Origin of the sequence: Rhodococcus erythropolis NBRC 15567 (assembly GCF_001552595.1) — a bacterium.
GTDB lineage: Bacteria > Actinomycetota > Actinomycetes > Mycobacteriales > Mycobacteriaceae > Rhodococcus_F > Rhodococcus_F erythropolis.
Window position 1 is genome coordinate 1,085,187 of sequence record NZ_BCRM01000001.1, and the last position, 26,768, is coordinate 1,111,954.

27 protein-coding genes are annotated in these 26,768 nt (G+C 62.4%); 11 read left to right on the top strand and 16 right to left on the bottom strand.

Annotation, left to right across the window (positions count from 1 at the left end):
- Positions 1-55 precede the first annotated feature (55 nt).
- The 3 genes from RE4_RS05230 to RE4_RS05240 are packed head-to-tail and all read left to right on the top strand — an operon-like array spanning position 56 to position 3,140.
- Positions 56-1,726, top strand: coding sequence for a PucR family transcriptional regulator (locus tag RE4_RS05230; protein ID WP_060938132.1), 1,671 nt, complete (start codon positions 56-58; stop codon positions 1,724-1,726).
- On the top strand, positions 1,723-2,040 hold the full coding sequence (locus RE4_RS05235) for a nuclear transport factor 2 family protein (protein ID WP_060938133.1): 318 nt from the start codon (positions 1,723-1,725) through the stop codon (positions 2,038-2,040). The genes RE4_RS05230 and RE4_RS05235 overlap by 4 nt, the downstream gene beginning before the upstream one ends.
- The gene (locus RE4_RS05240; RefSeq protein WP_060938270.1) at positions 2,040-3,140 is read left to right on the top strand and encodes a DNA alkylation repair protein; all 1,101 of its coding nucleotides are present in this window, start codon (positions 2,040-2,042) and stop codon (positions 3,138-3,140) included. The genes RE4_RS05235 and RE4_RS05240 overlap by 1 nt, the downstream gene beginning before the upstream one ends.
- 58 nt (positions 3,141-3,198) lie before the next feature.
- Here the strand turns inward: RE4_RS05240 and RE4_RS05245 are convergent, their stop codons facing one another.
- Positions 3,199-4,248 carry an ABC transporter substrate-binding protein gene (locus RE4_RS05245; RefSeq protein ID WP_060938271.1) on the bottom strand — a complete coding sequence of 350 codons (1,050 nt, stop codon included), beginning with the start codon at positions 4,246-4,248 and terminating at the stop codon, positions 3,199-3,201.
- Positions 4,249-4,621: 373 nt separating this feature from the next.
- Here RE4_RS05245 and RE4_RS05250 point away from each other — a divergent pair, with 373 nt between their 5' ends.
- On the top strand, positions 4,622-5,710 hold the full coding sequence (locus RE4_RS05250; RefSeq protein ID WP_047889885.1) for a 3-deoxy-7-phosphoheptulonate synthase: 1,089 nt from the start codon (positions 4,622-4,624) through the stop codon (positions 5,708-5,710).
- Between the two features lie 54 nt (positions 5,711-5,764).
- Here the strand turns inward: RE4_RS05250 and RE4_RS05255 are convergent, their stop codons facing one another.
- The 8 genes from RE4_RS05255 to RE4_RS05290 all read right to left on the bottom strand — a co-directional run bounded on the left by RE4_RS05255 (position 5,765) and on the right by RE4_RS05290 (position 15,579).
- Positions 5,765-6,568 (bottom strand): sugar phosphate isomerase/epimerase family protein, encoded by an 804-nt coding sequence (locus tag RE4_RS05255; protein WP_060938134.1) that lies wholly within the window; start codon positions 6,566-6,568, stop codon positions 5,765-5,767.
- A complete protein-coding gene (locus RE4_RS05260; RefSeq protein ID WP_060938135.1) occupies positions 6,565-8,292 on the bottom strand; it encodes an FAD-dependent oxidoreductase in 1,728 nt (575 codons plus the stop codon). The genes RE4_RS05255 and RE4_RS05260 overlap by 4 nt, the downstream gene beginning before the upstream one ends.
- Positions 8,289-9,383, bottom strand: coding sequence for a Gfo/Idh/MocA family protein (locus tag RE4_RS05265; RefSeq protein ID WP_060938136.1), 1,095 nt, complete (start codon positions 9,381-9,383; stop codon positions 8,289-8,291). The genes RE4_RS05260 and RE4_RS05265 overlap by 4 nt, the downstream gene beginning before the upstream one ends.
- The gene (locus tag RE4_RS05270) at positions 9,383-10,207 is read right to left on the bottom strand and encodes an aldo/keto reductase (protein ID WP_060938137.1); all 825 of its coding nucleotides are present in this window, start codon (positions 10,205-10,207) and stop codon (positions 9,383-9,385) included. The genes RE4_RS05265 and RE4_RS05270 overlap by 1 nt, the downstream gene beginning before the upstream one ends.
- Positions 10,204-12,156 (bottom strand): oxidoreductase, encoded by a 1,953-nt coding sequence (locus RE4_RS05275; RefSeq protein WP_060938272.1) that lies wholly within the window; start codon positions 12,154-12,156, stop codon positions 10,204-10,206. The genes RE4_RS05270 and RE4_RS05275 overlap by 4 nt, the downstream gene beginning before the upstream one ends.
- 44 nt (positions 12,157-12,200) lie before the next feature.
- Positions 12,201-13,082, bottom strand: a complete 882-nt coding sequence (locus RE4_RS05280) for a shikimate dehydrogenase (protein ID WP_041816159.1) — start codon at positions 13,080-13,082, stop codon at positions 12,201-12,203.
- Between the two features lie 63 nt (positions 13,083-13,145).
- Complete coding sequence (locus RE4_RS05285; protein WP_060938138.1) at positions 13,146-14,522, bottom strand: MFS transporter; 1,377 nt, start codon at positions 14,520-14,522, stop codon at positions 13,146-13,148.
- Positions 14,523-14,661: 139 nt separating this feature from the next.
- On the bottom strand, positions 14,662-15,579 hold the full coding sequence (locus RE4_RS05290; RefSeq protein ID WP_060938273.1) for a LysR family transcriptional regulator: 918 nt from the start codon (positions 15,577-15,579) through the stop codon (positions 14,662-14,664).
- Between the two features lie 134 nt (positions 15,580-15,713).
- Here RE4_RS05290 and RE4_RS05295 point away from each other — a divergent pair, with 134 nt between their 5' ends.
- Entirely contained in the window at positions 15,714-16,406 is a 693-nt protein-coding gene (locus RE4_RS05295) for an SDR family NAD(P)-dependent oxidoreductase (RefSeq protein ID WP_029256054.1), read from the top strand.
- Positions 16,407-16,428: 22 nt separating this feature from the next.
- Here RE4_RS05295 and RE4_RS05300 read toward each other — a convergent pair whose 3' ends face one another.
- On the bottom strand, positions 16,429-17,202 hold the full coding sequence (locus tag RE4_RS05300) for a hypothetical protein (RefSeq protein ID WP_019744985.1): 774 nt from the start codon (positions 17,200-17,202) through the stop codon (positions 16,429-16,431).
- A 105-nt stretch (positions 17,203-17,307) separates the two neighbouring features.
- Between RE4_RS05300 and RE4_RS05305 the strand changes: the two genes are divergently transcribed.
- Positions 17,308-18,135 (top strand): crotonase/enoyl-CoA hydratase family protein, encoded by an 828-nt coding sequence (locus RE4_RS05305; protein ID WP_019744984.1) that lies wholly within the window; start codon positions 17,308-17,310, stop codon positions 18,133-18,135.
- A complete protein-coding gene (locus tag RE4_RS05310) occupies positions 18,132-19,670 on the top strand; it encodes a class I adenylate-forming enzyme family protein (RefSeq protein ID WP_060938139.1) in 1,539 nt (512 codons plus the stop codon). Before RE4_RS05305 ends, RE4_RS05310 begins: the two co-directional genes overlap by 4 nt.
- On the opposite strand, the gene RE4_RS05315 is transcribed toward RE4_RS05310, so the two are convergent.
- Positions 19,663-20,295: an alpha-ketoglutarate-dependent dioxygenase AlkB gene (locus RE4_RS05315; RefSeq protein WP_060938140.1), complete on the bottom strand. Its 633-nt coding sequence runs from the start codon at positions 20,293-20,295 to the stop codon at positions 19,663-19,665. The two genes, RE4_RS05310 and RE4_RS05315, sit on opposite strands and share 8 nt — an antisense overlap.
- 147 nt (positions 20,296-20,442) lie before the next feature.
- Here RE4_RS05315 and RE4_RS05320 point away from each other — a divergent pair, with 147 nt between their 5' ends.
- Positions 20,443-20,859, top strand: a complete 417-nt coding sequence (locus RE4_RS05320) for a DUF7144 family membrane protein (RefSeq protein ID WP_003940106.1) — start codon at positions 20,443-20,445, stop codon at positions 20,857-20,859.
- 94 nt (positions 20,860-20,953) lie between these two features.
- Here the strand turns inward: RE4_RS05320 and RE4_RS05325 are convergent, their stop codons facing one another.
- Together RE4_RS05325 and RE4_RS05330 are read right to left on the bottom strand one after the other, a co-directional pair.
- Complete coding sequence (locus tag RE4_RS05325) at positions 20,954-21,181, bottom strand: hypothetical protein (protein WP_020970523.1); 228 nt, start codon at positions 21,179-21,181, stop codon at positions 20,954-20,956.
- A 191-nt stretch (positions 21,182-21,372) separates the two neighbouring features.
- Positions 21,373-21,957: a hypothetical protein gene (locus tag RE4_RS05330; RefSeq protein ID WP_053062078.1), complete on the bottom strand. Its 585-nt coding sequence runs from the start codon at positions 21,955-21,957 to the stop codon at positions 21,373-21,375.
- Positions 21,958-22,086: 129 nt separating this feature from the next.
- Between RE4_RS05330 and RE4_RS05335 the strand changes: the two genes are divergently transcribed.
- The 3 genes from RE4_RS05335 to RE4_RS05345 all read left to right on the top strand — a co-directional run bounded on the left by RE4_RS05335 (position 22,087) and on the right by RE4_RS05345 (position 24,352).
- Complete coding sequence (locus RE4_RS05335; RefSeq protein WP_053062076.1) at positions 22,087-22,665, top strand: TetR/AcrR family transcriptional regulator; 579 nt, start codon at positions 22,087-22,089, stop codon at positions 22,663-22,665.
- A gap of 22 nt (positions 22,666-22,687) precedes the next feature.
- Positions 22,688-23,683 carry a type I glyceraldehyde-3-phosphate dehydrogenase gene (gap, locus tag RE4_RS05340; RefSeq protein WP_047889893.1) on the top strand — a complete coding sequence of 332 codons (996 nt, stop codon included), beginning with the start codon at positions 22,688-22,690 and terminating at the stop codon, positions 23,681-23,683.
- 300 nt (positions 23,684-23,983) lie between these two features.
- Positions 23,984-24,352 carry a hypothetical protein gene (locus RE4_RS05345; RefSeq protein ID WP_042952746.1) on the top strand — a complete coding sequence of 123 codons (369 nt, stop codon included), beginning with the start codon at positions 23,984-23,986 and terminating at the stop codon, positions 24,350-24,352.
- A 22-nt stretch (positions 24,353-24,374) separates the two neighbouring features.
- Here RE4_RS05345 and nicT read toward each other — a convergent pair whose 3' ends face one another.
- The 3 genes from nicT to RE4_RS05360 all read right to left on the bottom strand — a co-directional run bounded on the left by nicT (position 24,375) and on the right by RE4_RS05360 (position 26,720).
- Positions 24,375-25,520: a Nickel transporter NicT gene (gene nicT, locus RE4_RS05350; protein WP_078377369.1), complete on the bottom strand. Its 1,146-nt coding sequence runs from the start codon at positions 25,518-25,520 to the stop codon at positions 24,375-24,377.
- Positions 25,521-25,660: 140 nt separating this feature from the next.
- Positions 25,661-25,990: a branched-chain amino acid transporter permease gene (locus tag RE4_RS05355; RefSeq protein ID WP_003940007.1), complete on the bottom strand. Its 330-nt coding sequence runs from the start codon at positions 25,988-25,990 to the stop codon at positions 25,661-25,663.
- Complete coding sequence (locus tag RE4_RS05360) at positions 25,983-26,720, bottom strand: AzlC family ABC transporter permease (protein ID WP_020970518.1); 738 nt, start codon at positions 26,718-26,720, stop codon at positions 25,983-25,985. Before RE4_RS05360 ends, RE4_RS05355 begins: the two co-directional genes overlap by 8 nt.
- Between the last annotated feature and the right edge of the window lie 48 nt (positions 26,721-26,768).

Genomic DNA, 26,768 nt, shown 5'->3' on the forward strand with positions numbered 1-26,768 from the left:
AAATGCACTATTCTCGAAATTGAGGCGTTGGAACGGTCCGGAAAGTGGGTGGTACGTGGCTATCCGTGAGGTCAGGCTCGACGCGGTCCTTCGGGCGCTGGGCGGAGCCTTTGTCGAGCTCGTCTTCGCGCCGTCAGGTGATGACGTCTTCGTCGACTCCGTGGTGTTCGCGGAGGTCGGGGACCTCACACGCCCCGGAACCGCGGACGTCGAATCCTCTGAACTCTGGCTCGCTGTCGGTATCGGCGCAGCCGAATTGGCAGCCTGGCTGAACCGCGTCGATCAGAAGGGATCAGCGCCTCGGGCCGTCATGTCGAAGGAGGCCTCGGACACGTCGGTGCGCGCGGCGGCACAGCGCGCCGGGATCGCCTTGATGGCAGTCCATCCGGACGCTCGTTGGGATCGATTGTTCACCACGATCCGGGGCGTGCTCGATCATTCGGTATCCCGTCAGGATTCGGAGGACGTTGTATTCGGCAGTGACACAGACTTGTTCGAGCTGGCGCAGAACGTCGCGTCACTCACCCGGGGGATGGTCAGCATTGAGGACGAGCGTTCCCACGTCATGGCTTATTCGGCATCAGGAGATGCTGCGGACGAGCTCCGCCGGCAGTCGATCCTCGGCCGTGAAGGACCTCGGGAATACCTCCGGAAGCTGCAGGAGTGGGGCGTCTTCGAAAGCTTGCGGCGAAGCGACGACGTGGTCGAGGTGCCCGCGCACGAAGACCTCGCGATCAGGCGAAGGTTGGTGGTTCCGATTCGCAGAATTTCCGAGAACATCAAGGGGGAGAGCGGTTTCAGTTCTGATCTGCTCGGCACGATCTGGGTTCAGGAAGGCCCGCTTCCTATCGCCGGCGATGCCGAGAGAGTGCTCCGCGGTGCCGCGGCCATTGCAGCTCGGCTGATTTCGCGCATCCGAGACGCGCCGAGTAACGAGGCGATACAGGTTCAGCGCTTGCTTGGGGTTCTCGGCGGCGGCGTCGATGTTCCTTCTCTGGCGGCCTCGTTGTCCATCCCGATGTCCGGACCCGCGATGGTGATCGGCGTGGCGAGTGTCGGGAGCAGCGTGTTGTCGGCTTCGGGTGAGCTCGTGTCGTCGTTGCGCCTGCACGCCAGTGCCTTTCACCGTGAATCGCTGGTGAGTGCATTCGGCGCCCGGATCTATGTGCTGTTTCCGCGAACCCAATCCGTGAAATCCACAGTCTCGTGGACCCGTGAAGTTGTCGCGCGTTTGGACAAGGTGTCGCCCTCGGGTTTACGGGCCGCAGTCTCGTCGCCGGTTTCGACGCTCACTGAGGTGGCTAGGGCTCGCGCCGAAGTGGATCGGGTCTTGGACGGAACGTCGGGGGATGTTCGTGTGACCACCCTCGCGGACTCGCGCACTCCGGTGCTGCTGGGCGAAATCATGGACGCGATTGCGGCCGACGAGCAACTGCACGATCCGAGAATCGACGCGCTCGACGTCTACGACAGGCGTAACGGGTCGAACATGCGTGAAAGCGTCTCCGTTTACCTCGCGCATTCGGGCGATGTCCGACGCGCGTCCGAGCAGCTTCGCATTCACCCGAACACACTCAGGTATCGGATCAAAAGGGTCGAGGAGATAACAGATACCGACCTGTCCGAGCCCTCGACGAGGCTGTTGATGGAGATTCAGTTGGAGGCGTCCGCTCGCGCAGTGAGTTCGCCGAACCTGTCGGACCCCAGCAGTACTCTTCGCGAATGATCGACTCAGCGAAGGTGCCAGGCGCAGCGAGCGCGTATTTCGACGGCGGAGACGTCCGTGACGTGTTCACCGAAGACGCCGTGGTGCGTGACGACGGCCGGACGTATGTCGGGATCGAAGAAATCGTGGCGTGGAAGTCCGCCGTGTCGACGGCGTTCACCTTCACCCAGAAGATCGAGTCGGTCAACACCCCAGGCTCGGCCGTTGTCGTGTCGGTGAAGGTCGAGGGTGATTTTCCCGGAAGCCCCGTCCAGTTACATCACCATTTCACTCTCGACGGTGATCGGATTTCCGCTCTCACGGTGTGCCCCTGATGCCCACCGCTGACGAACTGCTCGGGAAATCCGTCGTCGCCGATCTGGCAGGCTGTCTCGAGCGAGCCTCCGGTCACACACGCCTCGCCCTCGTTCGGGGTAGTACATCCGAATTCGACGGTATGAGTCTCGGCGAACGTACCCGCGTTGTGCGGGACGCGATGACTGCCGAACTGCCTCAGGATCTTCCGGCCTTCGCCGAGATCATCCGCCGTGCGCTTTCAGAGGAGACCTTCACTGGTTGGATGATCTGGCCGGTGACCGAAGCCGTCGCCGTCACGGCGACACGAAGTGGCTCCGAGTCGGACTTCGACGAGGGAATGGCTCTGCTTGCCGAGCTGACGTCGCGTCTGACGGCCGAATTCGCAATTCGCACATTTCTCGAAACGAACCTTGACCGTTCGCTGGCGATCGCACTCACCTGGACCGGCCATGAAGACGAACACGTCCGGCGCTTGGCGACCGAAGGCACTCGTACTCGTTTGCCCTGGGGAAGACGAGTGAAAAAATTGACGGCGCGTCCCGAGTCGACAATCGCCATTCTCGACGAGCTGTATCGGGATGATTCGGAATATGTACGACGCTCGGTCGCAAACCATCTCAACGATCTCAGTCGTGCTGACGCAGCGCTCGCCGTGTCGACTGCGAAGCGTTGGTTACAGACGCCGGATTCCAACACACTGAAAATCGTCAAACATGCATTGCGGACGTTGATCAAGGCCGGCGACCCAGATGCTCTGTCTCTTCTGGGGTTCTCGCCGCCCAGCGACGTCGTGGTCGAAGGGTTCGTCATCGACCGTGAAATAGTCGATGCGGGTGGAGAACTCACCTTCGACTTCGCCGTCACGAACAACGGCAGCGAGTCCGTCACCGTCGTGATCGATTACATCGTCCACCACGTGAAGGCCAACGGGACCACGACGCCGAAGGTCTTCAAACTGACAACACGAACGCTCGAGCCTGGGGTGCCGGCCCGCATCGCGAAGAGGCATTCCTTCAAACCGATCAGTACCCGGAAGTACTACGCCGGCGACCATGCCGTCGAAGTGCAGATCAACGGTGTACGCCAGGTGCGAGGCGAATTCCGCTTGGAGGCGTGAGTGACCCCACCAGGTGTGGTGGGGTCACTCCAGTACCGATCCAATGCCCGCACGGATGTCAGCGCATGACCTGTACCTGTTCGGCGATATCAGCGGCCAGGGCCATCGCAGTCAGCGCGAGGCCGTTGTTGAGGTCGTATCGCAGTTGTCCGACATGTCCGTCCTGGACAGCGCGGACTCGTCTCCACGTGGGCGACTCGGCTTCGACGGCGTCGGGGTTCTGTAGCAGTACGAAGTCGGCCTGGTCGAAGATCGCGAGCTCCTCGAGGCTGTAGAAAGTCGAATCCTTCCGATCGGGTGCGGCATGGGCGGCGTCAGTCAAGACGTTCAGGCCGAGGTCCTGTGCAACCGACACGGCGAACGTGTTGTTCTGCAGCCAGATCTGACCGCTGTCTGCACCGGCGATCGCAATCGACTTGCCTTCGAGGAGACCACCGATCTTGGCCCGCGCTTGAGCAAGTTCTCCGTTGTATCGGGCGATGACGCGTTCGGCGACTTCGCGGCGATCGAGCGCCGTGAGCTGCGCGGTCATGGCCTGTTTCCAGGACGAGCCCGTCGTGCCCTCGTCAACGACGAGCACCGGGGCGATGTCAGTGCCGAGCAGGCCCCTGTCCTGGTAGTAATCCCACCAGCCTTTCCCGACAACCAACAGATCGGGGTCGTAGCTCAGTATCGATTCGGCATTCGGTTCGTTGTTCGTCCCACCGAGGCGAGCTGCGCCGGCGGGTACCTGTTGCATGAGCTGAGACTTCGGATCCCAATTGGTCGCGACGATCGGGTACTCGGCCAGTAGTGCAAAATCGAGGGCGCCTCGGGCTTCGAGCACCACGACACGCTTGGGGTCCCGCGGGAGGCGGTAGGTCTGGTCCGCGACGACGATGTCGACCCACTCGTCCGAGGCTTCGGTGCCGCTGGATTCGCTCGAACATGCAGACAGTGCGCCCAGTGCACCGAGCGCCGCCGCACCGGTCAGGAACCCGCGTCGTGTCAAGGAATCGATCAGACGGGTGAATTCGTCGTCCACATCTTTTGTCGACTGCAAGGGGGTTTCGGTCGCAGAAGGGGACACCGTCGGGTGGAAGGTTTTGGTCGATTCGATCACAGGCATGAGAAGGCGCAGCTCCATCTGATGTTCCGGGCATTGGCAGGTGCCTAACCAACGTATTCGAACTTCGCAGCCGGAGCCTTACTCGAAAGCGCCAACCGCTCAGCGGATTTGGCCATTCTTCACGGACTCGTGCCACGGGACTCGCCCCTCGGATTCGGCTTGTTGTGGACGGGCGCGCCCATCTGATCCGAACTCGAGGTATCGTGGCCGTCATGCAGCGCGTCTATTTCTGGTTTAGCAGGCCGGCCCCGGGTGGGCCTGCCGGCGTAACCACGCGCTGACAACCTCCACCCAAGAGCCGGACTACAGACCGGCTCGCTGGAGTTTCTCTTCATCTCTGGGGTCGGCCTGAGAACAGGAAACCGAAAACCCCATGACTGTCACCATCGACACCACCGCAGCTTCGGACAGCCTCGACGATCAGCGCACTGTGAGTATCAGTCCGCTCGTGTCACCGGCGACTGTTCGTGCTCAGCACGCTCCGGACGAGGTCGCGGCCGCAACCGTGCGGACCGGCCGTGCCGACACGATCAACATCCTCAACGGTGACGACGACCGTTTGATCGTTGTTGTCGGACCGTGCTCGGTACACGATCCGGAAGCTGCGATGGACTACGCCCGTCGGTTGGCTGCCAAGGCCGAAGAACTGCGGGACGACCTGCACATCGTGATGCGCGTCTACTTCGAAAAGCCGCGCACCACTCTCGGGTGGAAGGGCCTGCTCAACGACCCCCACCTCGACGGCACGTTCGACATCAACACCGGGCTCGGCATCGGCCGCAAGTTGCTTCTCGACGTGTCGAGTCTGGGCCTGCCTGTCGGCTGCGAGTTCCTTGATCCGATCATGCCGCAGTACATCGCCGACCTGGTCAGCTACGGTGCGATCGGCGCCCGGACCGCCGCCAGTCAGGTTCACCGTCAGCTGTGCAGCGCGCTGTCCATGCCCGTCGGCATCAAGAATTCCACCGAAGGTGATGTGCAGGTAGCCGTCGACGGTACCCGCGCTGCGGCGGCGAGCCATGTGTTCCCCGGAACGGATCTCGACGGCCAGGCTGCCTTGATTCGGACCGCGGGCAACCCGGACTGCCATGTGATTCTTCGTGGCGGCAGCGACGGACCGAACTACGATGCCGAGACCGTCTCGGATACCCTTGCTCGCCTGCGTAAGTCGAACCTGCCCGAGCGCGTGGTCATCGACGCGAGCCACGGTAACAGCAGCAAGGACCACGAGCGTCAGGTCGTCGTGCTGGACGACATTGCCCGACGTCTGACCGAGGGCGAGCAGGGAATCGCCGGCGTCATGTTGGAGAGTTTCATCGAGGCCGGCCGTCAGGACCTGACCTTGGGTAAGGCGGACGAGCTCACCTACGGTCAGTCGATCACCGACGCGTGCATCGACTGGTCCACCACCGCAGCGCAGTTGGACCGTCTGGCGCAGGCCGTTGCGGCTCGGAGGGGCTGACGCCCCCGTGCGCGTTTAGGGAGTGCCTGGACTCGCTAAACGCGCACAGGGCCGCTAGGCCAACACTGCTCGCGTGGCCTCGACCAGGCGCTCCAGCCAGGCGTCGGTGCCGACTGCCTGACGCAGCGGCTCGTTGGGCAATTCGATGCTGACCGGCAGTCCGGCAGGCAGGGTCGACCAGATGTCGGCCAGGGCGATGCCGCCGGTGCCGGGCACCAGACGCTCTTCGCGGGCGTGACGGATCAGTTCTGCGTCCTCCGTAGGAGCGGGGGTCGAACCGTCGCACATCTGGGCGTAGTGAAGCCACTCGCGCGGGATGGACGCAAGATCCTCCAGCGTGGTCGCCGAGCGGTCGGTGTGGAGTGCGTCGACCAGGACACTACGAGCCGGACCGTCTGCCGCCGAGACGATCTCGATGGCCGCACGCGCATCGGGCACCGCAGTCCACGGCATGAATTCGAGCGAGGCGACGATGCCGTAGTTCGCGCACAGTTCAGCGAGGCGGGCATAGGAGTTCGTGAGCCGAGCGCGGTCGCGGTCGTCGCCGCCCACCAGAACGGCTTTGGCTCCGAGCTGTGCACCCGCTTCGAGAAGCGGAACGTAGTCGGCGGGGTCGAAGTCGGCTGCAAGGCGGATGATTTCGAGGTCGAATACCTCAACGGGTGAATCATCCAGTCGACGCACCAATTCGTTCAACCCCTGCTTGTCCTCGTGCAGCGGGTAGGCCGTCGTACCCGGTGCCGCGGGCATCAGGCGGATGCCGATGGTGTCGAAGCCGTGCTTTTCGGCCAAGTCGACGTGCTGCATCGGAGCAGTGTCCAGCACCGTGAGGGCTGCAAGCCCGAGTGAGAGTGTCATGCGTGCGCTCCAACTGTCTTGGCTCCGGCCAGTTCCCGACCTGCCAGGTAACCGAACGTCATCGCCGGGCCGAGGTTGATGCCGCCGGACGGGTAGTGCCCGCCCATCACGCTGGCCTGATCGACGCCGACGGCGAGCAATCCCTCGATGGGGCGGTCGTTGTCATCGAGAACCTGCGACGACGAGTCGGTGACAAGCCCGGCGAAGGTACCGAAACTGCCCGGCACCACCTTCACCGCGTAGTACGGACCCTTCTGTAAGGGCGCGAGCGACGGGTTCGGCCAGGGGTTGGCGGTATCGCCGGATCCCCGGTTGAACGGTGTTGTGCCGCGACCGAACTCGGGGTCTTCACCGGCCACGGCCCCGACATTGAATGCCTCGATTGTCTTTTCCAACTGCGTCGGATCAACGCCGATCTTCTCCGCCAGTTCGCGAACAGTGCGACCCCGTGTCAGGTATCCCGAGCGCAGGTACGGCTGGATCGGGATCGGCAGGGGCTTGGCCATGCCCAGCGGGAGGTAGCGCACATACTGCTGATCGGCGATCAACCACGAGCACACTTCTTCGCCCTCAGGAACCTGCTCGACCATCGCGAGGGTGTAGTCGTGGTAGCCGAGTGCCTCGTTGACAAAACGCTTGCCGTTCGCGAGAACTCCGATGACACCGGGCTTTCCGCGGTCGAGGATGTGCGGGAACACCCCTTCCTTGCCGTTGCGGTAGCGAACGATGGAGACGGGGCAGTACGCGACGGGGGAGGCAAGAGTGCGGTCGAGGCGACCACCCACGGATTCGCCAAGGGTGATGCCGTCGCCGGTGGTTGTCTTCGGAGTGAGTGACCAGTGCTCGTTTCCGGTGGGGGTACGGGGGAACAGTTCACGTCGGCGGTCGATGTCCTGGGCGAAGCCGCCGGTGGCCAGTACGACGCCGCGCGTGGCAGTTACCGAGTACGCACCATCCGGACCTTCGAGGCGGACACCGACAACGCGACCGTCATCGTCAGTCTGCAGCGATGTTGCCGACGTTTTCACCCGAATCTCGACGCTGAGATCGAGCGCTGAGCGAAGCATCATGCCGACAAGCGCAGTGCCGTTGACGAGTTGCTGGCCACGACGCTTGGTGGCGAGATCGAACATGTGCTTTGTCACGCGAACGCCACAGTGCACAAATGCTTTCGGCGATCGAGTCGAGTGCAGGAATGCCTGCAGGTCGGGGCCGGCCATGATGCCCATGCCGAGGAACGACGTCTCGTACAACTGTCGACGGAGCAGCGCCGCGACGTCGGGTCCGAGCTTTCGCAAGCTCACCGGTTTCGGTCCGACGGAACGATGACCCGTGCCGGCTCCCGGTGTGTCGCCGTGAATGTCGGCGATCTTGGCTCCGGGAACGAACTTCAGTGCAGTCTTGCGTTCGAAGAACTCGACCATCTCCGGTGCGCCGTCGAGAAGAGCATCCACTTTGGCGGCGTCGAAGTTGTCTCCGAGTCGGTTCTCCAGATATGCCCGCGGCGCCGAACGATCTTCGACAACCCCGTCGGCGATGGCAAACATGTTGCGTGGGGTCCACATCCACCCGCCCGACCAGGCCGTTGCGCCGCCGCAGGTGTCGGCCTTCTCGACAACGAGTACCGACGCGCCGCCATGTGCTGCGGCAATTGCTGTGGAAAGCCCGCCTGCGCCGGAGCCCACGACAACTACGTCGTAGGTGAGGGGGGTACTGCTACTCATTTCTGCTCCTTGGCAGTTGTTGCGAGGGTCGGTGTCGATGTCAACTCGACAACCTTCCCGGTTCGTGACGATTCGTAGATTGCGGCGATGATGGCAAGTGACGCGCGGGCGTCTCGTCCGGTGACGGCGGGTTCGCGCCCGGTCAGGACCGCGTCGGCGAAGTCCTGAACCTGCAGGGTGTGGAAGTCGGTCAGTGCCGCATTGACCGCTCCCACATCGAGATTGGCGTCGATGTCGGCGGAATACGGCGACTGGAACTCGACTTCGCCCGGCACGGTCCAGATTTCGTTGACACCCTCGTGCCCTTCAGGAAATTCGAGGACGCTGGCGATGGCGCCGGTGCGCCCGATCACCGAGACACGGTTGCCCAGGTTGTGATTGGCGCCGGTAGTCGCGGTGACGGTGGCGGTGCCGCCCGAGGCAAAGGAAATTACAGCTGACGCGCTGTCTTCGGTCTCGATGTGCTCACCGTGGGTGTGGGTGCGGATGAAGCCGCTGACCGAGACGGCCTCGCCCATGAACCAGGCCAGCATGTCGATCTGGTGCACCGCCTGCGTCATGAGCACGCCACCGCCGTCGGTGTCCCAGCGTCCGCGCCACGCGTCGGCCGAGTAGTAACTCGATGGGCGGTGGAGGATCACCGACGCCTCGCCGAGCGTGGGCAGTCCGATCCGGCCGTCGTCGATGGCGTCCCGGATACGACGCGCGGCCGGCCAGAAGCGGCGTTGGAAGAGGACGCCGAAGGTGATACCGGCGCGGTCGGCGGCCTCGATCATGCGGTCGGCGGCAGCAACATCGACCGCGATGGGCTTCTCGCACAACACATGTACACCCGCTTCGGCAGCGGCCACGACTACCTCTTCATGTACCGGGTGCGGCGTGCAAACGGTGCAGGCGTCGAGTCCGAGGGCGAGAAGTTGCTCCACTGAACTCACGGCTGCGGGAATGCCGTGCGCTGCCGCGAACTCCTGGGCGCGTCCGAGATCGGGATCGCAGCAGCCGATTACCTCGACGCCGGGGACTTGTTGCAGGGCTCGGGCATGGTTGCCGGCGATCTTGCCGCAGCCGACGATTCCGACTTTCAATGTCATCAGAAATGTTCCTCTGCTTCGACGTCCCGCGCCGCAGACTCGCCGCGGTCGAGACTGTTCAGTGCTTCGATGTCTTCGCCGGAGAGGGTCACGTCGAGTGCTGCCAGGTTCTCGGCCTGACGCGTCGGGTTCGCTGATCGCGCGACCGGAACCACACCCTGCGCGACGTGCCAAGCGAGGACCACTTGAGCTGGTGTGCAACCGATTCGACCGGCGATCTCGCTCACAACGTCGTTGTCGAGCACGTCACCCCGGCCGAGCGGACTCCACGACTGAGTGAAGATGCCAAGTTCGCCGTTGGCGCGGCGCACCGGAATTCGCGCGAGCGACGGGTCCATCTGAATCTGGTTGACTGCCGGTGCTTCGCCGGTTTCGGCGACGACGCGGCGCACGTGGTGCTCCAGGAAGTTCGACACACCCACGTACCGAACCAGTCCGGCGTCGCGGCAGGCCAGCATCGCCTCGAACGACGCAACGTAACGATCGATTCGCGGGAGCGGCCAGTGGATCAGGAACAGATCGAGTTGATCCAGTCCCAGTCGTTCCAGGCTCTGCTCGAGCGCTCCGCGGATGTCACCGGAAACCTGGTCGTTTCCACGAAGTTTGGTGGTGACAAACAGTTCTTCTCGCGGAAGAGCAGACTCCGCCAACGCTACGCCGACGGCGTCCTCGTTGCCGTAGATCGCGGCGGTGTCGATGAGGCGGTACCCGGCCTCGATTCCGGAGAGTACCGACTTCGTGGCGTCGGCACCGACCAGTGGCCAGGTTCCGAGTCCGATGGGTGGCAACGCAGTTGCCACCGGTGCGGCTGTGTGTGCGCTCATGCGTGAACCTCCTGACGGGCCGCAGCGGCGGCGGTGATGGCGACGGCAACGTCGGCTGCGGTCACGAGTGCGGCATGGATGGATCCGCCGTCACCGCTCGCGTCTCCGACGGTATGGACCCCGAGTCGTGGTGCCAGTGAACGGAGTTCGGTCAGAAGCTCCGAGCGCGGCTCGACGCCCTGTGAGATCAGCAGCTCGCCGGGGGCGTCGACTTCGCTCAGTACACCGCCTGTCGAGATCGTGACCGACTTAGCGTCGACCTTCGTGACGATCGAGCTCAGGTAGGTCGTGAAGTTCTCACTTGCGGCTAGGCGCGGCAGCAGCACAATCTTGCCGCGTCGGCCGACGTCGTGTGCGATGGTTTCCTGCGGCCCGATCATGACGACCTGGGTGCCCTTCTGGAGCAGATCGTCGGCAACAGCGGCAGCCTCGCGGTCGGCGCCGAAAATGGTGATTGCTTCGGGGGCAGGATCTCCGGAGGCGAGGAACTCGCGGACATCACGGACGGTACGGGTTGCTGCTCCGGGGAGGTCAGTCACGGGACCGTGCCCACCGGCAGCAAGGACGATCGCGTCGAAGTCACTGTTTGCGAGCAATGCTGCGTCAGCTCTGGTCGAAGTGTGGCACTGCACCCCGAGTTCGGCCAGTTCCGCGAGGTACCAGTCCACGATCCGCCCGTATTCGGGATATTCGTGCAGCTTCGATGCCAGAGCGAAGTCGCCACCGAGACTGGGGCGTTCGTCGTACAGGTCGACGCGATGACCGGCAATTGCGAGGTCGCGGGCAGCGGCCATTCCGGACGGACCGGCACCGATTACGGCGACGCGTACGGTGGCATCAGCCGGCTTCGTGGGCTGATCCAGTTCACGTCCGACCCACGGGTTGACGGAACAGGGAATGGGGCCGGCGGCCAGGCTGTCGATGCAGTAGTTGCAGGCGATGCAGGGGCGGTACCGGCCACCGTCGATAGCGCGATTCGGAAAGTCCGGGTCGGCGTGCAACGTACGGGCCATGCTGACGAAGTTCGCCTGGCCGGATTCGATGATCTGCGCGGCGATCTCCGGCGACGTGATGCGTCCGGCTACACCCACCGGGATGTCGAAGTCGCGCTGGTACTGCTCGGAGTACGGTGCGAGGAGTCCGCGGGACCATTCACCGGGCTGGATGATCCACTGTCCCGCTTCGTAGTTGCCGGCCGAGACGTCGAGAAAATCGAGTCGGTCGGTGTCGATGGCGTCGATGCGAGAGCGGGTCGTCTCGGCGTCGAGTCCGCCGTCAATGCCTTCGAAGGCTGAGAATCGAAGTCCCAGAGTGATTCCCGGAGCATGCTCGTGGACGGAGGCGATGACCTTGTTGACGAACAAGGTGGGGTCGGCCCACTCGTCGTCGCGGTGATTGTAAGCAGGGGAGAGGAACTGGTGGATCAAGTACCCGTGGCCACCGTGCAGGGAGATGACGTCGACGCCCGCCTGCTGGCAGCGCGCTGCGGCTTCACCGAAACATTCGATGATGTGCTCGATGTCGTCGGCGTCGAGTTGTTCTGGCATCTCGCCGCCGACAACCAAACACGGAATCGGTGTCGGGGCAACGGGAACAAACCCGCTGACAGAACCTTGCGCCGTACGTCCACCGTGGTTGAGTTCGACTCCGACGAGGGCGCCGTGTGCGTGGATCGCGTCGGCCATCTTCTTGATGCCGGGAATCCGTTCGTCGACGTCGACGCCCATCTGCCGGATGCGTCCCTTGCCGTCGGCACGCACGTAGCTCGCTTCGGTGAAGATCAGTGCAGCACCACCTTCGGCGCGGCGGGCGAGGTACGCGATGTACTCGTCCGTCATGGTGCCGTCGACTTCGCAGTAGTTGCGTTCCATCGGGGCGGACACGAACCGGTTCCGGAGGCGGACGCTGCCCATGTCGAGAGGTTCGGCGAAAGGCGCAGTCACCTTCATCAGTGCTCCTGGTACTTCGCGAGAAAGTAGGTGTTCGGTTGTGCTCATGCGCATGCCGTCTCGGAGAGCAGCTCGCTCAGATGGCTGCGCATGCGATCCGTATCGGCTTCGACACCGGTCAGGAGTGTGAAGGTGTCAGAGGCTTGAGCCACCAGCATCTGCCCACCGTCGAGAACCGCGCATCCGAGAGCAGCTGCAGCGTCGAGCAATTCGGTGCGCATCGGTCGATAAACGATGTCCGCGACCCACAAGCCGGAGTGGAGCGCAGCGGGGTCGAAGGGAGTTCCGGGATGACCCACCATGCCGATCGGAGACGCATTGACGACGCCGTCGCACGTCGTCAGGTTGACGGAGATCTCACCGATCGCCAAAGCCGTTGTGCGCGTGCCAGGGAAGGCCGAGGCGACGCGAGAACACACATCGGCAGCGCGATCGGGATCAATATCTGCGATGCGAAGATCCGTGGTGCCGGCGGCGGCGAGTGCGTATGCCACAGCGGAACCCGCCCCTCCTGCCCCGGCAAGCACCACTCGGTCCAAGGCGGCGTCGGGCAAACCGCGCTGCAGTGCTGTGAGGAATCCGCTGTGGTCAGTGTTGTGGCCGATCAAACGGCCGTTGTCGACCACAACCGTGTTGACGGCACCGAGCAACCGCGCGTTGCCGGACAGCTCGTCGAGCGCGTCCACGACAACCTGCTTGCACGGGTGGGTGATGTTCAGTCCGGTGAAATCGCCCGCGACGGCGCCACGCACCACCTCACCGGTTTTCTCGACCGAGATGTTCAGGTTCTCGAGATCGATCAGTTCGTAGCTGTAGTCGTCGAGTCCGAGTGCTGCTGCTTCGTGTGCGTGCAACGCGGGCGAGAGTGAGGTGGCGATACCCGACCCGACAAGGCCGATACGGTGGCGTGTGTATTCGGTAGTCATGACATTCTCCTGCATAAGTGGGGACGGCCCCTCGCGGCAATTCAGCGCGAGGGGCCGGTCCGGTCAAGCGTTGTTGCTGGTGAGCTCTGAGTCCTGCTTGATCGGCAGGCTCGGCTTCGGTTGGCCCAGTTCTGCTGTGGGCGTGCGGTACGTTTCCGGTCCGGTCATTGCCGCGATGGCGGAGATGACGGCGAAGCCCAGGCACATCCATGCAACCGGCGTCCAGTTGCTCTTGTCTCCGGCCGAAATCGCCTGGGCGATAGCCGGTGTGAAGCCGGCGACAAGGAGTCCGAGCATGAGGCTGACGGCCATTCCGGTGTATCGGACCTTCGCGGGGAACTGCTCCGGGAAGTATGCCGGGTACGTGCCGTTGGGCATCGCGTAGAAGATTCCGATCATGACGATTCCCGAAGCGAAGACCATGGGGACGCTTTGGGTTCCGATCGAATGGAAGAACACGAAGATCATCAAGCCGGCTCCGATGGCGCCGACGACGAAGATGGGCTTACGCCCGTGGCGATCCGAGAGAATGCCGAACAGCGGCTGAGTCAGTACGGCAACAAAATTGGCGGTCGCGATGGCCCACAGCATCGTGGAGCGTTCGAAGCCGGATTCGACGGCGTACGCCAGGGCGAAGACGTTGACGATGGTGTTGATCATCGCGAAGGTCGAGCTCATGCTGATACGGATCACGGTGCGCCAGTGCGAGCGGAACATCTCGACGACGGGAATTCCGGCCGTCTCGTCCTGTTCCTTGAGTTCTTCGAATACCTCGGGCTCATCCAGGGCGCGACGTAGCCACAGCGCAACGACGGTCACGATGATGCTGAGCCAGAAGGGAACTCGCCAACCCCACGAATAGAGGTCTTCGTCGGGCAGGCTCGCCACTGGGATGAATACCAGGCTGGAGACGACGATGCCGAACATGATCCCGCTCATGGTGAACGAGGTGAAGAACGAACGACGGTGATCCGGCGCGTGTTCGAGCGTCAGTGCCGAAGAGCCGGGTGATTCACCGCCGGCAGAGAGCCCTTGAAGAAGGCGAAGCAAGACGAGAATGATCGGCGCGGCGATGCCGATCTGGTCGTAGGTCGGCAGGCAACCGACGATGACCGTCGCAACACCCATGAGGAGCAGGCAGGCGAGAAGCGCGTTCTTGCGTCCGTACCGATCGCCGAGGTGTCCCCACAGCACTGCGCCGAGTGGGCGGGCGACGTAGGCCACGCCCAGGGTGCTGATCGAGAGCAGCGTTGCCGTCGAGCCGCCGCCAGGAAAGAAGATCTTGGGGAACACGAGCGCGGCTGCGGAGCCGTAGATGAAGAAGTCGTAGTACTCGAGGGTGCTGCCGAGGAAGCCCGAAACGGCGGCGCGGCGCGCATTCGAATTCGGATGCTCTTCGGTGGAGTGCGTGGAACCGGTGGAGTTGATCGGTGGTGCCATGTGAAGTCCTTTCGTCCCGATGGGCCGGCCGTGGCGGCACGTTTGGTGATGCACCACGCATCGGTGACGTCCCTCACCTTTCGGCGGCTGAGACGACAGTGCCACGAAGGACTATGGCGCGTCCAACACTAAATGAGTCTCAGATAATGATGTTTTTGGTCTCAATCTCCGGCGTCGGCAGAATCTCCTCGGACGTCTCCAGTGCGACGGCGAGTGCATCGGTCATATGCCGGGGTGACCAGGCAATTCCGTGATTCATGAACGTCGGCTCGCCGGTGAGTGGGACGAACACACTGCCAGGTGGGGTGATAGCAGCCATGCCGGACGTCATCAGCGCTACACCGACGCCGGCGGCAACGAGCATCAGGATCATGTACGGATCGGTGATTTCCTGAACCACGCGAGGCCTGAAGTCTGCGTTCATGCAGGCGCGCATCGCGGTTTCCTGGAGGGCGGAGCCGGCTGAGAGCGGGGTGGTCACGAATCCGTCGTCGGCCAATTCGCGGAGATCGATCGCGTCCCTCTCGGCAAGGGGATGGTCGATCGGAAGTACGGCGCCGAACGCCTCCCGTCGGATCAGCCGGGTAGACAGTGATGCGGATTCCACCGGTAGTCCGACGAAGGCGAGGTCGAGGGCGCCGCTCTCGAGTTGAATGACCGCGTCGCGCGTCATGATCCGGCCGAGGAGTGTCAGTTCGACTTCCGGATAGCGCTGACGCAACGCGCGGGTGAGCGGCGGAAGTGCTTGATAGTTGAGCACTCCGGTGAACCCGATCGTGACTCGTCCGTAGACGCCTCCCGACGACGCACGCGTAGCGTGTCGTGCCGTCTCCATGTTCTCGATGACGCGATAGGCGTGGGGGAGAAAGGCATGTCCGCCGGACGTGAGTGCGACGCTGCGAGTGCTTCGTTCGAACAACTTGACGCCGATGTCCTTTTCGAGCTTTCGGATCATCTGGCTGAGCGGCGACTGGGCCATCTGGAGCCGTGATGCGGCCCGCCCGAAGTGAAGTTCTTCCGCAACCGCGACAAACGCGTGCAACCAGCGGGTTTCCATCGGCAAGGCCTCCAGGTATTTGACGTTGACAACAAACGCCATATATTCAGAATTTCTACACAGTGTGACGGCAATTATGCCTGTTTGCAACATAAAGTGAGTGCGTAGCGCACAGAAACTCAGGAGTGAATGCGATGCAGGGTTACCCAGAGGGTGTCACCGCGCTCGTTACCGGCGGTGCGAGCGGAATCGGCGCCGCCAGTGCAAAGCTGTTGACGGAGAGGGGAGTTCGGGTGGTAACGGCAGATCTTGCCGAGGGTGCGGACGAACAACTCGACGTGAGTGATCCGACAGCAGTCGATGCGCTTCGAACCAGACTCGGCAGAGTCGACATCTTGATCAACAGTGCGGGAATCGTAGGACCATCAGCGCCACTCGTCGACGTCGACCTCGCGGCTTGGCGGCGTACGTTCCGCATCAACGTCGAAGGGACATTTCTGATGTGCCGGGCGTTCGTGCCGGGGATGGTTGCGTCCGGGTGGGGGCGGGTCGTCAATCTCGCGAGTATTGCTGCCAAGGACGGAAACCCGAATCAGAGTGCATATTCCGCGTCCAAAGCGGCAGTCGTCGCGCTGACGAAGTCGCTCGGCAAAGAGGTCGCCACCGCCGGTGTGCTGGTCAACGCGATTGCTCCCGCGGCCGTGGAAAGTCCTATGAATGCCGGCACCGATCCGGCCATCCTCGCCCGCTCGCAGTCTTTGACGCCGATGGCGCGGATGGGGCGGGCCGACGAGATCGCCGAATTGATCTCCTGGCTGTCGTCGTCGGCGGTGAGTTACTCGACGGGTGCTGTGTACGACGCCAGCGGTGGCCGCGCAACGTACTGAATTACCTTCTGGAAGAAGTCGATCAGAACTGGAGCAGTGACTGCCACAGTTCGCGAGATGCGTCCTGGTACTCGAGCATGTGCGAGATCAGTTCACGTAGTGGCTGCGTCGGTTCGAGTTCTTCCGGAAGGAGCGGATTGCGCACGATGACCGCGATCACCGCGCTGCCCAAGGCAAGTGATTCACGGGCAGCCTCCTCGCGACTGATTGTCGCCAGGCGTGTTTGCGCCTGTGTGAGTGCTTCACGGGCCTCGGCGATGTCGACCAACAGTGCTTCCGAGTTCCAGAGTGTGCGGATTGTCGAATCATCCTCGGGGGCAAGGTGAGCGATTTCCATGACAGCCGATTCGGGGGCGGCGCCGAGTCGGCGGAGAGTGCGGCGGGCGCTGTCCGTGCCGCCGAGCAGATTGTTCGGGCGGACGGCGAGTGTGGGCTTCCACTCCTCGTAGCCCGCCAGGCGCAGCGCCTGATCGTGTCTTCGGGCGGCAGTGCGGTCGCTTCGTTTGAGCGCTGAGTGCTCGACGGCTATCCACGTGCCGTCCCAGGGGCGTATGCGATCGGTACGAGTTCGCCACCCCTCGACCTCGCTGTAGGTGGGGATGCCGTCCGGGTTGAGGACGTACGTTCCACGAGCGGTGCGACGCAGTTTGTTCTCGCGGCACAGGCGGCCCGTTGCCACGCGAACGCTCGATGCGCTGACACCGACGATCTCGCCGGCCCGGGTCAGCACTGCAGTGCTGAACTCGGTGTCCGGACTCGCCGTTGCGAGGTCCAGCACAACTCGGGTTGCGGACATTCCTCGATCAGTTTGTAACAACTTTTGAACAACTCCTGACAAATTCTGTTACAAGTGGCATGGTGGGTACCGGGAAACCTTATCCGCGAGCAGTGAGGAAATATCGTGACCGACTCCGATCGACCAGGTGGCGATGTCTATGTGGAGCGTGACGGTGGCGTCACCGTCATCGTGATGAATCGCCCTGATCGCAAGAATGCGGTGGACGGGCCGATGGCGGCGCAGTTGCGTGATGCCTTCCTGGAGTTCGAATCGGACGAGAGTCAGAAGGTGGCGATTCTGTGGGGCGCGGGCGGCACATTTTGTGCCGGTGCGGATTTGACCGCAGTCTCCGACCCCGCCCGCGTGCACGAGTTGCATCCGGAAGGCGGCGGCACCGGCCCGATGGGGCCGAGTCGGTTGGTGTTGTCCAAGCCATTGATCGCCGCCGTCAGCGGATACGCGGTTGCAGGAGGGCTCGAGCTTTCATTGCTCGCGGACCTGAGGATCTGCGAGGAGGATTCCGTGTTCGGAGTCTTCTGCCGGCGCTGGGGAGTTCCTCTCATCGATGGTGGGACCGTGCGACTGCCGCGAATCGTCGGGCAGGGGCGAGCGCTCGACATGATCTTGACCGGTCGCCCGGTCGACGCTCCGGAGGCGCTGGCCTTCGGACTGGCCAATCGTGTTGTTCCAGTGGGGCAGTCACTCCAGGCAGCCAAGGAGCTTGCGCACCAGTTGTCCGCTTTCCCTCAACTCTGCATGCTCGCGGATCGCGCGTCGGCCTACCGATCTTTTGATCTACCACTTGCCGAAGCACTGCGGGCCGAGGGCGTCGCGGGAAATCCCATTGTCATCGCTGAAGGTGTGCGCGGCGCTGCTGCGTTCGCCGCGGGCGCCGGCCGGCACGGCCGGTTCGAGAACAACCCGAATTCGAACGAGGAAACTGAACCATGATGCCCATAACCAGAGACCTGATCGCCCGTGGTGCGCGACAGCACGGATCGCGAACAGCCGTCGTTTTCGGCGATCGATCGATGACGTTCACGGAAGTGGACGAACTCAGCAGCCGATTGGCGCACACATTCATCGCCCTCGGTATCGGGCGTGGTGCACGGGTTGCATTGCTGGTCAACAACTCTCTTGCCAGCGTCCTCGTCGATTTTGCCTGTGTCAAAGCCGGCATCAACAGGGTTCCGCTCAACTCGCGTCTCTCGCTCGACGAGCACGCGAGAATGCTCGAGGACACCGACACCTCGCACGTCGTCTTCGGTAGTGACCTCGCCGACCGCGCCGCTGAACTGTCCGCCAGGTTCCCCGAACGTACGTTCATCGGGCTGGAAACAGGTTCGGCGCGGCGGCGTTCGCTGCTCGACCAAGCACAGAGCATGCCTTCGGACACACCGGACGTCGAGTTAGCTCCCGACGATGTGATCCTGACGCTGTTCACCTCCGGGACCACGGGAACATTGAAGGCCGCGCAGCACACTCAGCGCAGCTACGCCGGCATCTGCCGCAATGTTCTGCTCAATCTGCTTCCGGCGACTCAGGACGACACGATGCTGCACGCGGCATCACTGATTCATGCCAGCGGTGTCTTCGTGCTTCCGTTCTGGCTGCGTGGCGGCAAGACCGTCATCCTTCCCGGATTCGACCCGTCGACCTTCTTGGACTCGATAACCGAGCATCGGGCTACGGCAATCAATCTGGTGCCGACGATGATTCAGATGCTCCTCGAACGCCCTGATTTTGCGAGCGCAGACATCTCGAGTCTGAAATCCGTGATCTACGGTGCGTCGCCGATGCCGCTGGCCACCATCGAACGTGCAATGCAGGCGTGGGGGCAACACCGTTTTCTCCAGTACTACGGGCAGACCGAGGCACCGCTGTGTATCGCAGTCCTACGGCCCGAAGATCACACGGAAGATCGCCTGCTGTCCTGTGGTCAGCCCGCCATCGACGTCGAGATCAGGCTGCTCGACGGCGAGGGAAACGAAGTGCCCCAGGGAGAACCGGGTGAAATCGTGATCCGCTCGCCATCGGCGATCGCCGGATACTTCAATGCACCGGAACTGAATGCGGACACCTTCACCGAAGACGGCTGGGTTCACACCCGTGACATCGGTCAGTTCGACGCCGAAGGATTCTTGTTCTTGAAGGACCGAGCTTCGGACATGATCATCAGCGGCGGATACAACGTCTACCCCCGTGAAGTCGAGGATGCACTCCTGACGCATCCGTCTGTCCGTGAGGTCGCCGTGGTGGGTACCGCCGACGCCAAGTGGGTGGAGGCGGTCACGGCTGTGGTGGTACTCGAGGACGGGACCGTCGAAAACGACGCACTGCAAGCATCATTGGTCGCGCACGTCGGCGAACGACTGGCGTCGTACAAGAAACCGCGTCGGGTTGTTTTCGCAGAATCCATACCGAAGACGGCCGTCGGCAAGCTCAATCGGAAGGCGCTGCGAGACGAACTCCGCGACGCTATCTAACTCCGCGAGTACGGAATTGAACGCTGATTCTCGGCCCGAGGGCCCGCGCACTCTTCGGGACACAGTGTTCCCACGTGCGTTGGCAGGATCCGCCCATGACGAGTAGATCTCCGTGTCCGAGATTGAAGCGGATGGATTCGCCGCCCCCACGAGGGCGCAGTAGGAGCGGGCGAGCCGCACCGAGAGACAGGATGGCCACCATCGTGTCCTCGGTGCGACTTCGTCCCGTATCGTCCCCGTGCCAGGCAACGCTGTCGGAACCGTCGCGATAGAAACACAGACCCGACGTGGCGAATGGTTCACCGAGTTCGTCGAAGTAGTGACTGCTCAGCGCGTCTTTGGCTTCGGTGAGAAGCGCGTCCGGCAGTGGTTGATTCTCTGCGTAGAAACACACCAGACGAGGGACGTCGACAACGCGGTCGTACATCTGACGCCGTTCGGAACGCCACGGCACCGTACCCTGCAGATTGTCGAACACGGCCTCCGATCCGGTCAGCCAGGCCGGGCGATGGTCGACCCATGCGCCGGCGGTGAGAATACGTCGCTGCACCGTGCCGTCGAGATCGGCCAAAGAAACGCCGAGGTCACCGTTGTCGAACAGAGACGGTTGCATCGTGGCGGTCATAGGCTCCATCGTACACCGAAATCGAACATATGTTCCCATGAATTTTGATTGCAGTGCTGGACGGCTGTTCATCCTTGCTGGGTGATGTCCGTCGGCGTGAACCTTTGAATACTGTTCTCACGCTATTTCGCCGAAGAAGGGGACGTCATGACTGCTCCGCACCAATCTCATGCGAACCATCCTGTCCGACAAGGCTTTGCCATCGGGACCACGGTGGCGGCAGCCTGCCTGCTCTTCGTCGCGGGAATCGTCGCGTTGCTCCAGGGCATCGCGGCTCTCGCAGACAACGACCTGCTGATCGTCGGAGTCAACTACACCTTCGAATTCGATGTCACGACATGGGGTTGGATCCACATCGTGCTCGGAATCATCGGCATCGCGGTGTCGCTGGGATTGTTCGTCGGCATGACGTGGGCCCGCGGCATGGCCTTCGTGATCGCGGCGCTCTCGATCGTGGCGAATTTCCTGTGGATGCCGTACTACCCGCTGTGGTCGATCGTGATCATCGCCCTCGACGTCGCCGTGATCTGGGCCGTCGCGACCTGGCGACCTGACGAGGTGTGATCCTCTGACCGAAGTGAGTGGTTCACCTGCGACAGGTGAACCACTCACTTCGCTGTGTCCGGGCCTCCACGGTTGGCCTCATCCCTACGCGGCGTCAGCGCCGTTTCGGTGACTCGCGATCCTGGTTCTCGCGCGGACGCATGTCCTTCGTCGATCGGTGTGGGAAGCCGTGGATCATCGAGCAAGAGATCCAGCAGATCACCACCGTTGCGATTCCGAGTCCGATCGACGCGAATGGTTCCTGCGTGGCCAGCCAGACGCTCAGTCCGATTGCCGTCCCGACGATCAGAATCAGGATGGTGTCGAGTCGTGTCGTTTGCATCGAAATCATCGCCTGGCACAGATTGTTTTCGGCGGCCCGCTGGTTTTGGCGGCCCGCCACCCGGCGAGTGACAGCCGGGGGCAGACCTTGCGCGGCTGACCCCTCGCTCTGGAAATCGCCGCCGCAAGTGATCAATACCCGCGAAATTCGTCTGCGAAACTATTGGCAGGCAGAACAGGACCTTTGGCCGGTCAGATCGATTCCGCGCGGTTGGCCGCCTCGATGAATCGGGACCAGAACGGTACGCGGACGCTAATGGGAGAGAGTGTCTTTCGGCCCTGTCCGAGGGGGAACTCATTGGCGAGATATTCGAGGAGGTTTGCCCCGTAGTAGACGATATCGGTCTGCCACACGGAGATCACCGGCGATCCCGAGGGGGAGGGTGCGGCGGGCGTGAAGCGGTGTCCGAAGATCGGGACAAGGCGCGGCCACGCTCCGATCTGTTGACGCACGATTGTGGTGACGTCCTCGGGTGAGGCGGGCATTCTGCCCCACGATGCCGGCCAGAACGGTGGTTGTTGATGCAGTGCATCCCAAATGAAACCTTCGGTGACTGTATCTAGCCAAGTACCCAACTCGAGGTCGTCGGCGCTACGCCAGTTCGGCCAACGGTCGCCAAGTGGTAACGCAGTGGCAAGAAGGCTGCGGTGGTCTGGGTTGAAGTGAAATCCAAAGCGTTCGTGGACGGAATCGAACTCTGCGTCGGTCAGGCCCTCGCTGAGTTCGATCCCGGCCCCGTTGAGCAGTGCCGCTGCCTCGCGCCCGACGTGCTTCATTTCAGGAGTCTTGCAGATGCCACGTCCAGAACGGCAACGATGCTCTGGTCGATCACCGCACAATCGCCCGGCCGGCCTGTTGGTCGAACCTACGTTGAGGTTGTACATACTAGTTGTTACAGTCGATTGGTGAACTCAAAGGACCAGCTGACGGGTGCGATGGCAGAGCTGTTGTGGGAGCGCGGCTATGCAGCGACGAGCCCACGCGACGTGATGACACGTGCCGGGGTTGGCCAGGGCAGCATGTATCACCATTTCAGTGGAAAGCACGAACTCGCGGTAGAGGCGCTGTCTGCAGTTACCCGAGAAATGACGGGCGAGTCATCTCCGTTGGGTGGAGAAGGCTCGCCCCTCGAACAGATGAAGCGCTACCTTTCGTTGCCGCGGCCGGGTACTCGGGGGTGCCGGGTGGGTCGGATGACCCAGGACCCGGAAGTGGTCACGGATGCAGAACTGATCGCAGTCGTTGCGAATGCCTTCGACACCATGCTGAACCATTGGGAGCGGGCGATCACTGCCGCGATTGCTGCAGGAGAACTTCCGACGAGCATCGTCCCGGCGGATCTCGCGCGAACGCTGGCAGCCGTCCTGCAGGGCGGCTATGTACTTGCCCGCGCGCAGGGTGAACAGGGCCCGATGGACGCGGCGGTTCGTGGAGCCATTTCCCTGCTCGACGCCGCCCAGTCCGCTCTCAGCACCGATCACTGACCAACTCGAGAAAGAGAAATCAATGTCCGTTCGTATCGGAATCAACGGCTTCGGCCGTATCGGTCGCAGCTACCTGCGGGCTGCGCTACGCAGCGATGCGGATGTCGAGATCGTCGCGATCAACGACATCGCCGACGCCGCAACCCTCGCTTCGCTCCTGGAGTGGGACTCGGTGTCCGGTCATCTGGACGGCGTCGAGGTCGACGGGGACGCGATTCTCGTTGCAGGAAAGCGCATTCGCGTCACCTCTGAGCGCGAGCCGTCCCTCATCCCCTGGAGAGCCGAACGCGTCGATGTCGTCATAGAGTCGACCGGCCGATTCACGGACTCGGTCAACGCTCGCCAACACCTGACAGCGGGAGCGCGAAAGGTGATCATTTCGGCTCCCGCCGACAGTGATGTCCCTGCAGTTGTACTCGGAGTAAACGACGACGTCCTCGACATGTCGGAGGACGTATTCTCGAACGGATCCTGCACGACCAACTGCCTCGCACCGATGGTTAAGGTGCTGCACGAGGCGTTCGGCATCGAGTCCGGACTGATGACGACGATCCACGCCTACACCAGCGACCAGCGCCTCCACGATGCTCCTCACAGCGATCTCCGGCGCGCCCGCGCCGCGGCATTGTCTACGATCCCGACTTCCTCCGGCGCCGCCGCCACCATCGGGCGGATCATCCCAGAGCTGGACGGAAAATTGACCGGACTCTCGCTGCGCGTCCCCGTGCCAGTCGGTTCTATCACCGACCTCACTGCCCATCTCTCACGACCGGCGACTGTCGTGGAGATCAACGAAGCGTTTCGCGTCGCATCGCAGACTCCCGAACTCTCGTCTTACCTTGCCTATTCGGAGGCGCCACTTGTCTCTGCCGACATAGTCGGCAATCCCCACTCGGCAATCTTCGATGCGCCCCTCACACAGGTCGTCGGCGAACAAGTGAAGGTTTTCGCCTGGTACGACAACGAATGGGGATTCTCGAACCGGCTCGTCGAGCTTTCGCAGCGGGTTGGCTCATAGCGACCAGACGCAGGGGCGGAAGGCTTCGGTCGTGGAGGCTGTGCGACGGAAACTGATTTCCCATGGGGGACCCTCGTATGGACCGCACTGGTGCGTGGTGCCCGCAATGATTGGCCGCGATGTGCCCTCACCTGTGGCAGAGGGCGCTGGGTTGTCGAGCGAGTCCGCCATCGTTGCCGTAGATCGGTTGCCGGTGATCTCACCGTACTAGTCGGAAGGTGGTCTGGGCTCGAGGAAATCGGGAGGTGCAGCTGCCGCCGACCCGCATCAGATCGGGACGCAGTCGTTGTACTGTGAGCCATGCCGACCCTGCTTCGACGTGCATTCAAGATCGGCGCGGTAGCGCTGGCAACGATTGTGGTGGCGGCCTACCTGTATGCGGCCTTCACTTATCGCAGCGCTGATGTCTTTGCGCCGCCAGGACGCATCGAGTCTCTCGGCCGGACCTATCTGATCAGTAATTTCCCGCCGCGCACTCGTGAAGACCTCGAACAGCGATACGCGCAAGGCCACCGTGAGCAGTACACCTTGGAACAAGTGAGTTCCGTATTTCCGTGGCGCGCTGTCTACCAGTGGCAGAACGACCAGATCCGCGGCCAGGCGACGTCGAGCGCGTACCTGAAATGGGGCGAGACGTACATCAGCTATTCGCTTTCGGGTGGCCCATGATTCTGCGTAGGCCGAGTCGAACTCACATCGCTTCGTCTGCTGTCGCTCGTCGTGCTACTGCTGCACCGGACTGCGCTTGCCACCGTTCTTCGATGCGGCCGTACCGCCACACGAGGAGGGCGATCATCCAGGTGGCAACGAAGAGTCCGACGATGATGAAGCCCATCGCGCCGAGATCCAAGTTCCCGATGGCGCCGAGAATCCCGTCGTGGATGTCGAGTTTGTCGGTGAAGATCGAGATGATTTCCTGGGTCCCGATCAGCAGTGCCACTGCCACCGAGAGTCCGGTGATCACCATGTTGTAGTAGATCTTTCGTACCGGCTGGGCAAATGCCCAACCGTAAGCGAAGTTCATGAACGATCCGTCGATCGAGTCGAACAGAGACATCCCGGCGCAGAAGAGTATCGGTAGAACGAGGATCGAATACCACGGGAGCCCTGTCGCTGCCGCGCCGCCGGCGATCACCAACAGTCCCACTTCGGTGACGGTGTCGAATCCCAGTCCGAACAGTAGGCCGACCGGGTACATGTGCCAGGGCTTGCGAACCATCTTCATCACCGGGCCCAGGATCTTGTTGAGGGCGCCGCGGCTGTCGAGTTCCTTCTCGAGTTGTTCCTCGTCGAAGGTTCCGGCCTTGTACTTCGTGTACACCCGATGAATCCCGATGAGAGAGAAAAGATTCAGGAGGCCGATCAAGATCAGGAACGTTCCGGAAATGGTGGTGCCGAACAAGCCGGTCCACTTTTCCAGATCGGAGTTGTCGTCGGAAAGGCTGGTGGCAAGTTGCCGCACACCCAACGCCAGAAGTGCGACGAGAACAAAGACGATGGTGGAGTGTCCGAGTGAAAACCAGAAACCGACGGACATCGGTTTCTTGCCGTCCGCCACCAACTTCCGAGTGGTGTTGTCGATGGCGGCGATGTGATCGGCGTCGAAAGCATGGCGCATGCCGAGCGTGTACGCCGTGACACCGAGTCCGATGCCGAAGACACTGCCTTCGATCGTGTAGTGGCCGGGGACAACCAGACCGAGCAGAACTGCCCACCCGACGACGTTGAGTGCAACGACGGTGACGGTCATTCCGATGATGCTTCGACGCTGGCCTCGATCCAGACTGTGCCAAGCGCCGGCGATTCGGGTGCCCGTCGTGGTCATTGTCGTGGACATCGAACCTCACCGATCTTTCAGTCGCGGCCGGCGGCCACCCTACTGAAATCGTATAAGTGTTCAACTGTTCAGATAAGCGCCTGGAGGTTACAAATCACCCATCCGGGAGTAAAGATGCTTTGCTCCCGGATGGGAATTGCTCAGGCAAACACGGTATTGACCAGCGCGACGTAGATCGTCGTTCCGACAACGATGCTCAGGACGGCATTCTTTCGCCACAGGTGCGCGGCGATTGTGGCACACACTGCAATCAGTTCGGGGAGGCCGTGAGACGGGGCGGTGATCGACACCCCTTTGAGTGAATACATCACGAGGATCAGCATGACGCCGGCCGGCATGTAGATGCCGAGGTAGCCGACCAGGGCGGAGGAGCGCAGCGGCATGAGCGCGGCGAAGGGGATTGCGCGCAGCGCGAAGGTGACCACGGCCATGACTGCGACCGCCGCAAAGATGTACGAGGTGTCAGGCATCGATCTTCGCCTTTCGTGAGTCGTAGACAAAGCGGCCGATCAGGAAGAGCACGAAGGCGCCCATTGCAATTGGCAGCATGTGATCCGGGGCTGCGAGCCGGGCGACCAGAGCGCAGGTGACCGCAGCGACCGGCACCGCGAATCCGTTTTGTGCGCGAATTGCCTCGATCGAGAGGACGACGAACAGTGCGGTCAGAGCGAAGTCGAGACCGACTATCGAATCTGGAATCCACTGTCCTGCCGTCGCGCCCAGGATCGCGCCACCGATCCAGTAGCCGTGGAGGTACAGCTGGGAGTAGACGATGACGCGTCCGGTGAGTGCCTTGGGATCGGCAGTTACCGACATCGCATAGGCCTCGTCGGTCAGCGCGAACATGCTGTAGAAGCGGGCGAAGGGGTTGCGAATCTTTTCCAGCGGAAAACTCAAGGCGTAGAACACATGTCGAAAGTTGACCAGCAGTGCGGTCAGAGCGACGTACGGCAGTGGTGTCATGGCCGCGACCATTCCGACGGCGAGAAACTCCAGCGATCCGGCGTAGATCAGCGAGGTGAAAGCGACTGCCCACCAAGGGTTGAGGCCCTGTTGGACCACAAGAACGCCCAGGGCTATCCCGAGTGGGAGCAGGCCGAATCCGACCGGCAGCGACAGTTGGAAGGCATGCCGCCACGCCGGGGTTCGCGGCGAGAGTTCGACGGCAGGCGCGGCCGTCGACGATGCTGGTTCGATCACGACGCAAATCTATAACAAAGATCGAGGTGATCGATTGCTCAGAATGCC

Bases quoted from the DNA above. Each gene is read 5' to 3' on its own strand.
- RE4_RS05355 (WP_003940007.1), bottom strand. From the start codon at position 25,990: ATGCCTGACACCTCGTACATCTTTGCGGCGGTCGCAGTCATGGCCGTG.
- gap (WP_047889893.1), top strand. From the start codon at position 22,688: ATGTCCGTTCGTATCGGAATCAACGGCTTCGGCCGTATCGGTCGCAGC.
- RE4_RS05275 (WP_060938272.1), bottom strand. From the start codon at position 12,156: ATGAAGGTGACTGCGCCTTTCGCCGAACCTCTCGACATGGGCAGCGTC.
- RE4_RS05265 (WP_060938136.1), bottom strand. From the start codon at position 9,383: ATGACATTGAAAGTCGGAATCGTCGGCTGCGGCAAGATCGCCGGCAAC.
- RE4_RS05320 (WP_003940106.1), top strand. From the start codon at position 20,443: ATGACTGCTCCGCACCAATCTCATGCGAACCATCCTGTCCGACAAGGC.
- RE4_RS05240 (WP_060938270.1), top strand. From the start codon at position 2,040: ATGCCCACCGCTGACGAACTGCTCGGGAAATCCGTCGTCGCCGATCTG.
- nicT (WP_078377369.1), bottom strand. From the start codon at position 25,520: ATGTCCACGACAATGACCACGACGGGCACCCGAATCGCCGGCGCTTGG.
- RE4_RS05300 (WP_019744985.1), bottom strand. From the start codon at position 17,202: ATGTCCGCAACCCGAGTTGTGCTGGACCTCGCAACGGCGAGTCCGGAC.
- RE4_RS05285 (WP_060938138.1), bottom strand. From the start codon at position 14,522: ATGGCACCACCGATCAACTCCACCGGTTCCACGCACTCCACCGAAGAG.
- RE4_RS05250 (WP_047889885.1), top strand. From the start codon at position 4,622: ATGACTGTCACCATCGACACCACCGCAGCTTCGGACAGCCTCGACGAT.
- RE4_RS05270 (WP_060938137.1), bottom strand. From the start codon at position 10,207: ATGAGCGCACACACAGCCGCACCGGTGGCAACTGCGTTGCCACCCATC.
- RE4_RS05245 (WP_060938271.1), bottom strand. From the start codon at position 4,248: ATGCCTGTGATCGAATCGACCAAAACCTTCCACCCGACGGTGTCCCCT.
- RE4_RS05330 (WP_053062078.1), bottom strand. From the start codon at position 21,957: ATGAAGCACGTCGGGCGCGAGGCAGCGGCACTGCTCAACGGGGCCGGG.
- RE4_RS05260 (WP_060938135.1), bottom strand. From the start codon at position 8,292: ATGAGTAGCAGTACCCCCCTCACCTACGACGTAGTTGTCGTGGGCTCC.
- RE4_RS05310 (WP_060938139.1), top strand. From the start codon at position 18,132: ATGATGCCCATAACCAGAGACCTGATCGCCCGTGGTGCGCGACAGCAC.
- RE4_RS05235 (WP_060938133.1), top strand. From the start codon at position 1,723: ATGATCGACTCAGCGAAGGTGCCAGGCGCAGCGAGCGCGTATTTCGAC.
- RE4_RS05255 (WP_060938134.1), bottom strand. From the start codon at position 6,568: ATGACACTCTCACTCGGGCTTGCAGCCCTCACGGTGCTGGACACTGCT.
- RE4_RS05290 (WP_060938273.1), bottom strand. From the start codon at position 15,579: ATGGAAACCCGCTGGTTGCACGCGTTTGTCGCGGTTGCGGAAGAACTT.
- RE4_RS05280 (WP_041816159.1), bottom strand. From the start codon at position 13,082: ATGACTACCGAATACACACGCCACCGTATCGGCCTTGTCGGGTCGGGT.
- RE4_RS05315 (WP_060938140.1), bottom strand. From the start codon at position 20,295: ATGACCGCCACGATGCAACCGTCTCTGTTCGACAACGGTGACCTCGGC.
- RE4_RS05345 (WP_042952746.1), top strand. From the start codon at position 23,984: ATGCCGACCCTGCTTCGACGTGCATTCAAGATCGGCGCGGTAGCGCTG.
- RE4_RS05325 (WP_020970523.1), bottom strand. From the start codon at position 21,181: ATGCAAACGACACGACTCGACACCATCCTGATTCTGATCGTCGGGACG.
- RE4_RS05295 (WP_029256054.1), top strand. From the start codon at position 15,714: ATGCAGGGTTACCCAGAGGGTGTCACCGCGCTCGTTACCGGCGGTGCG.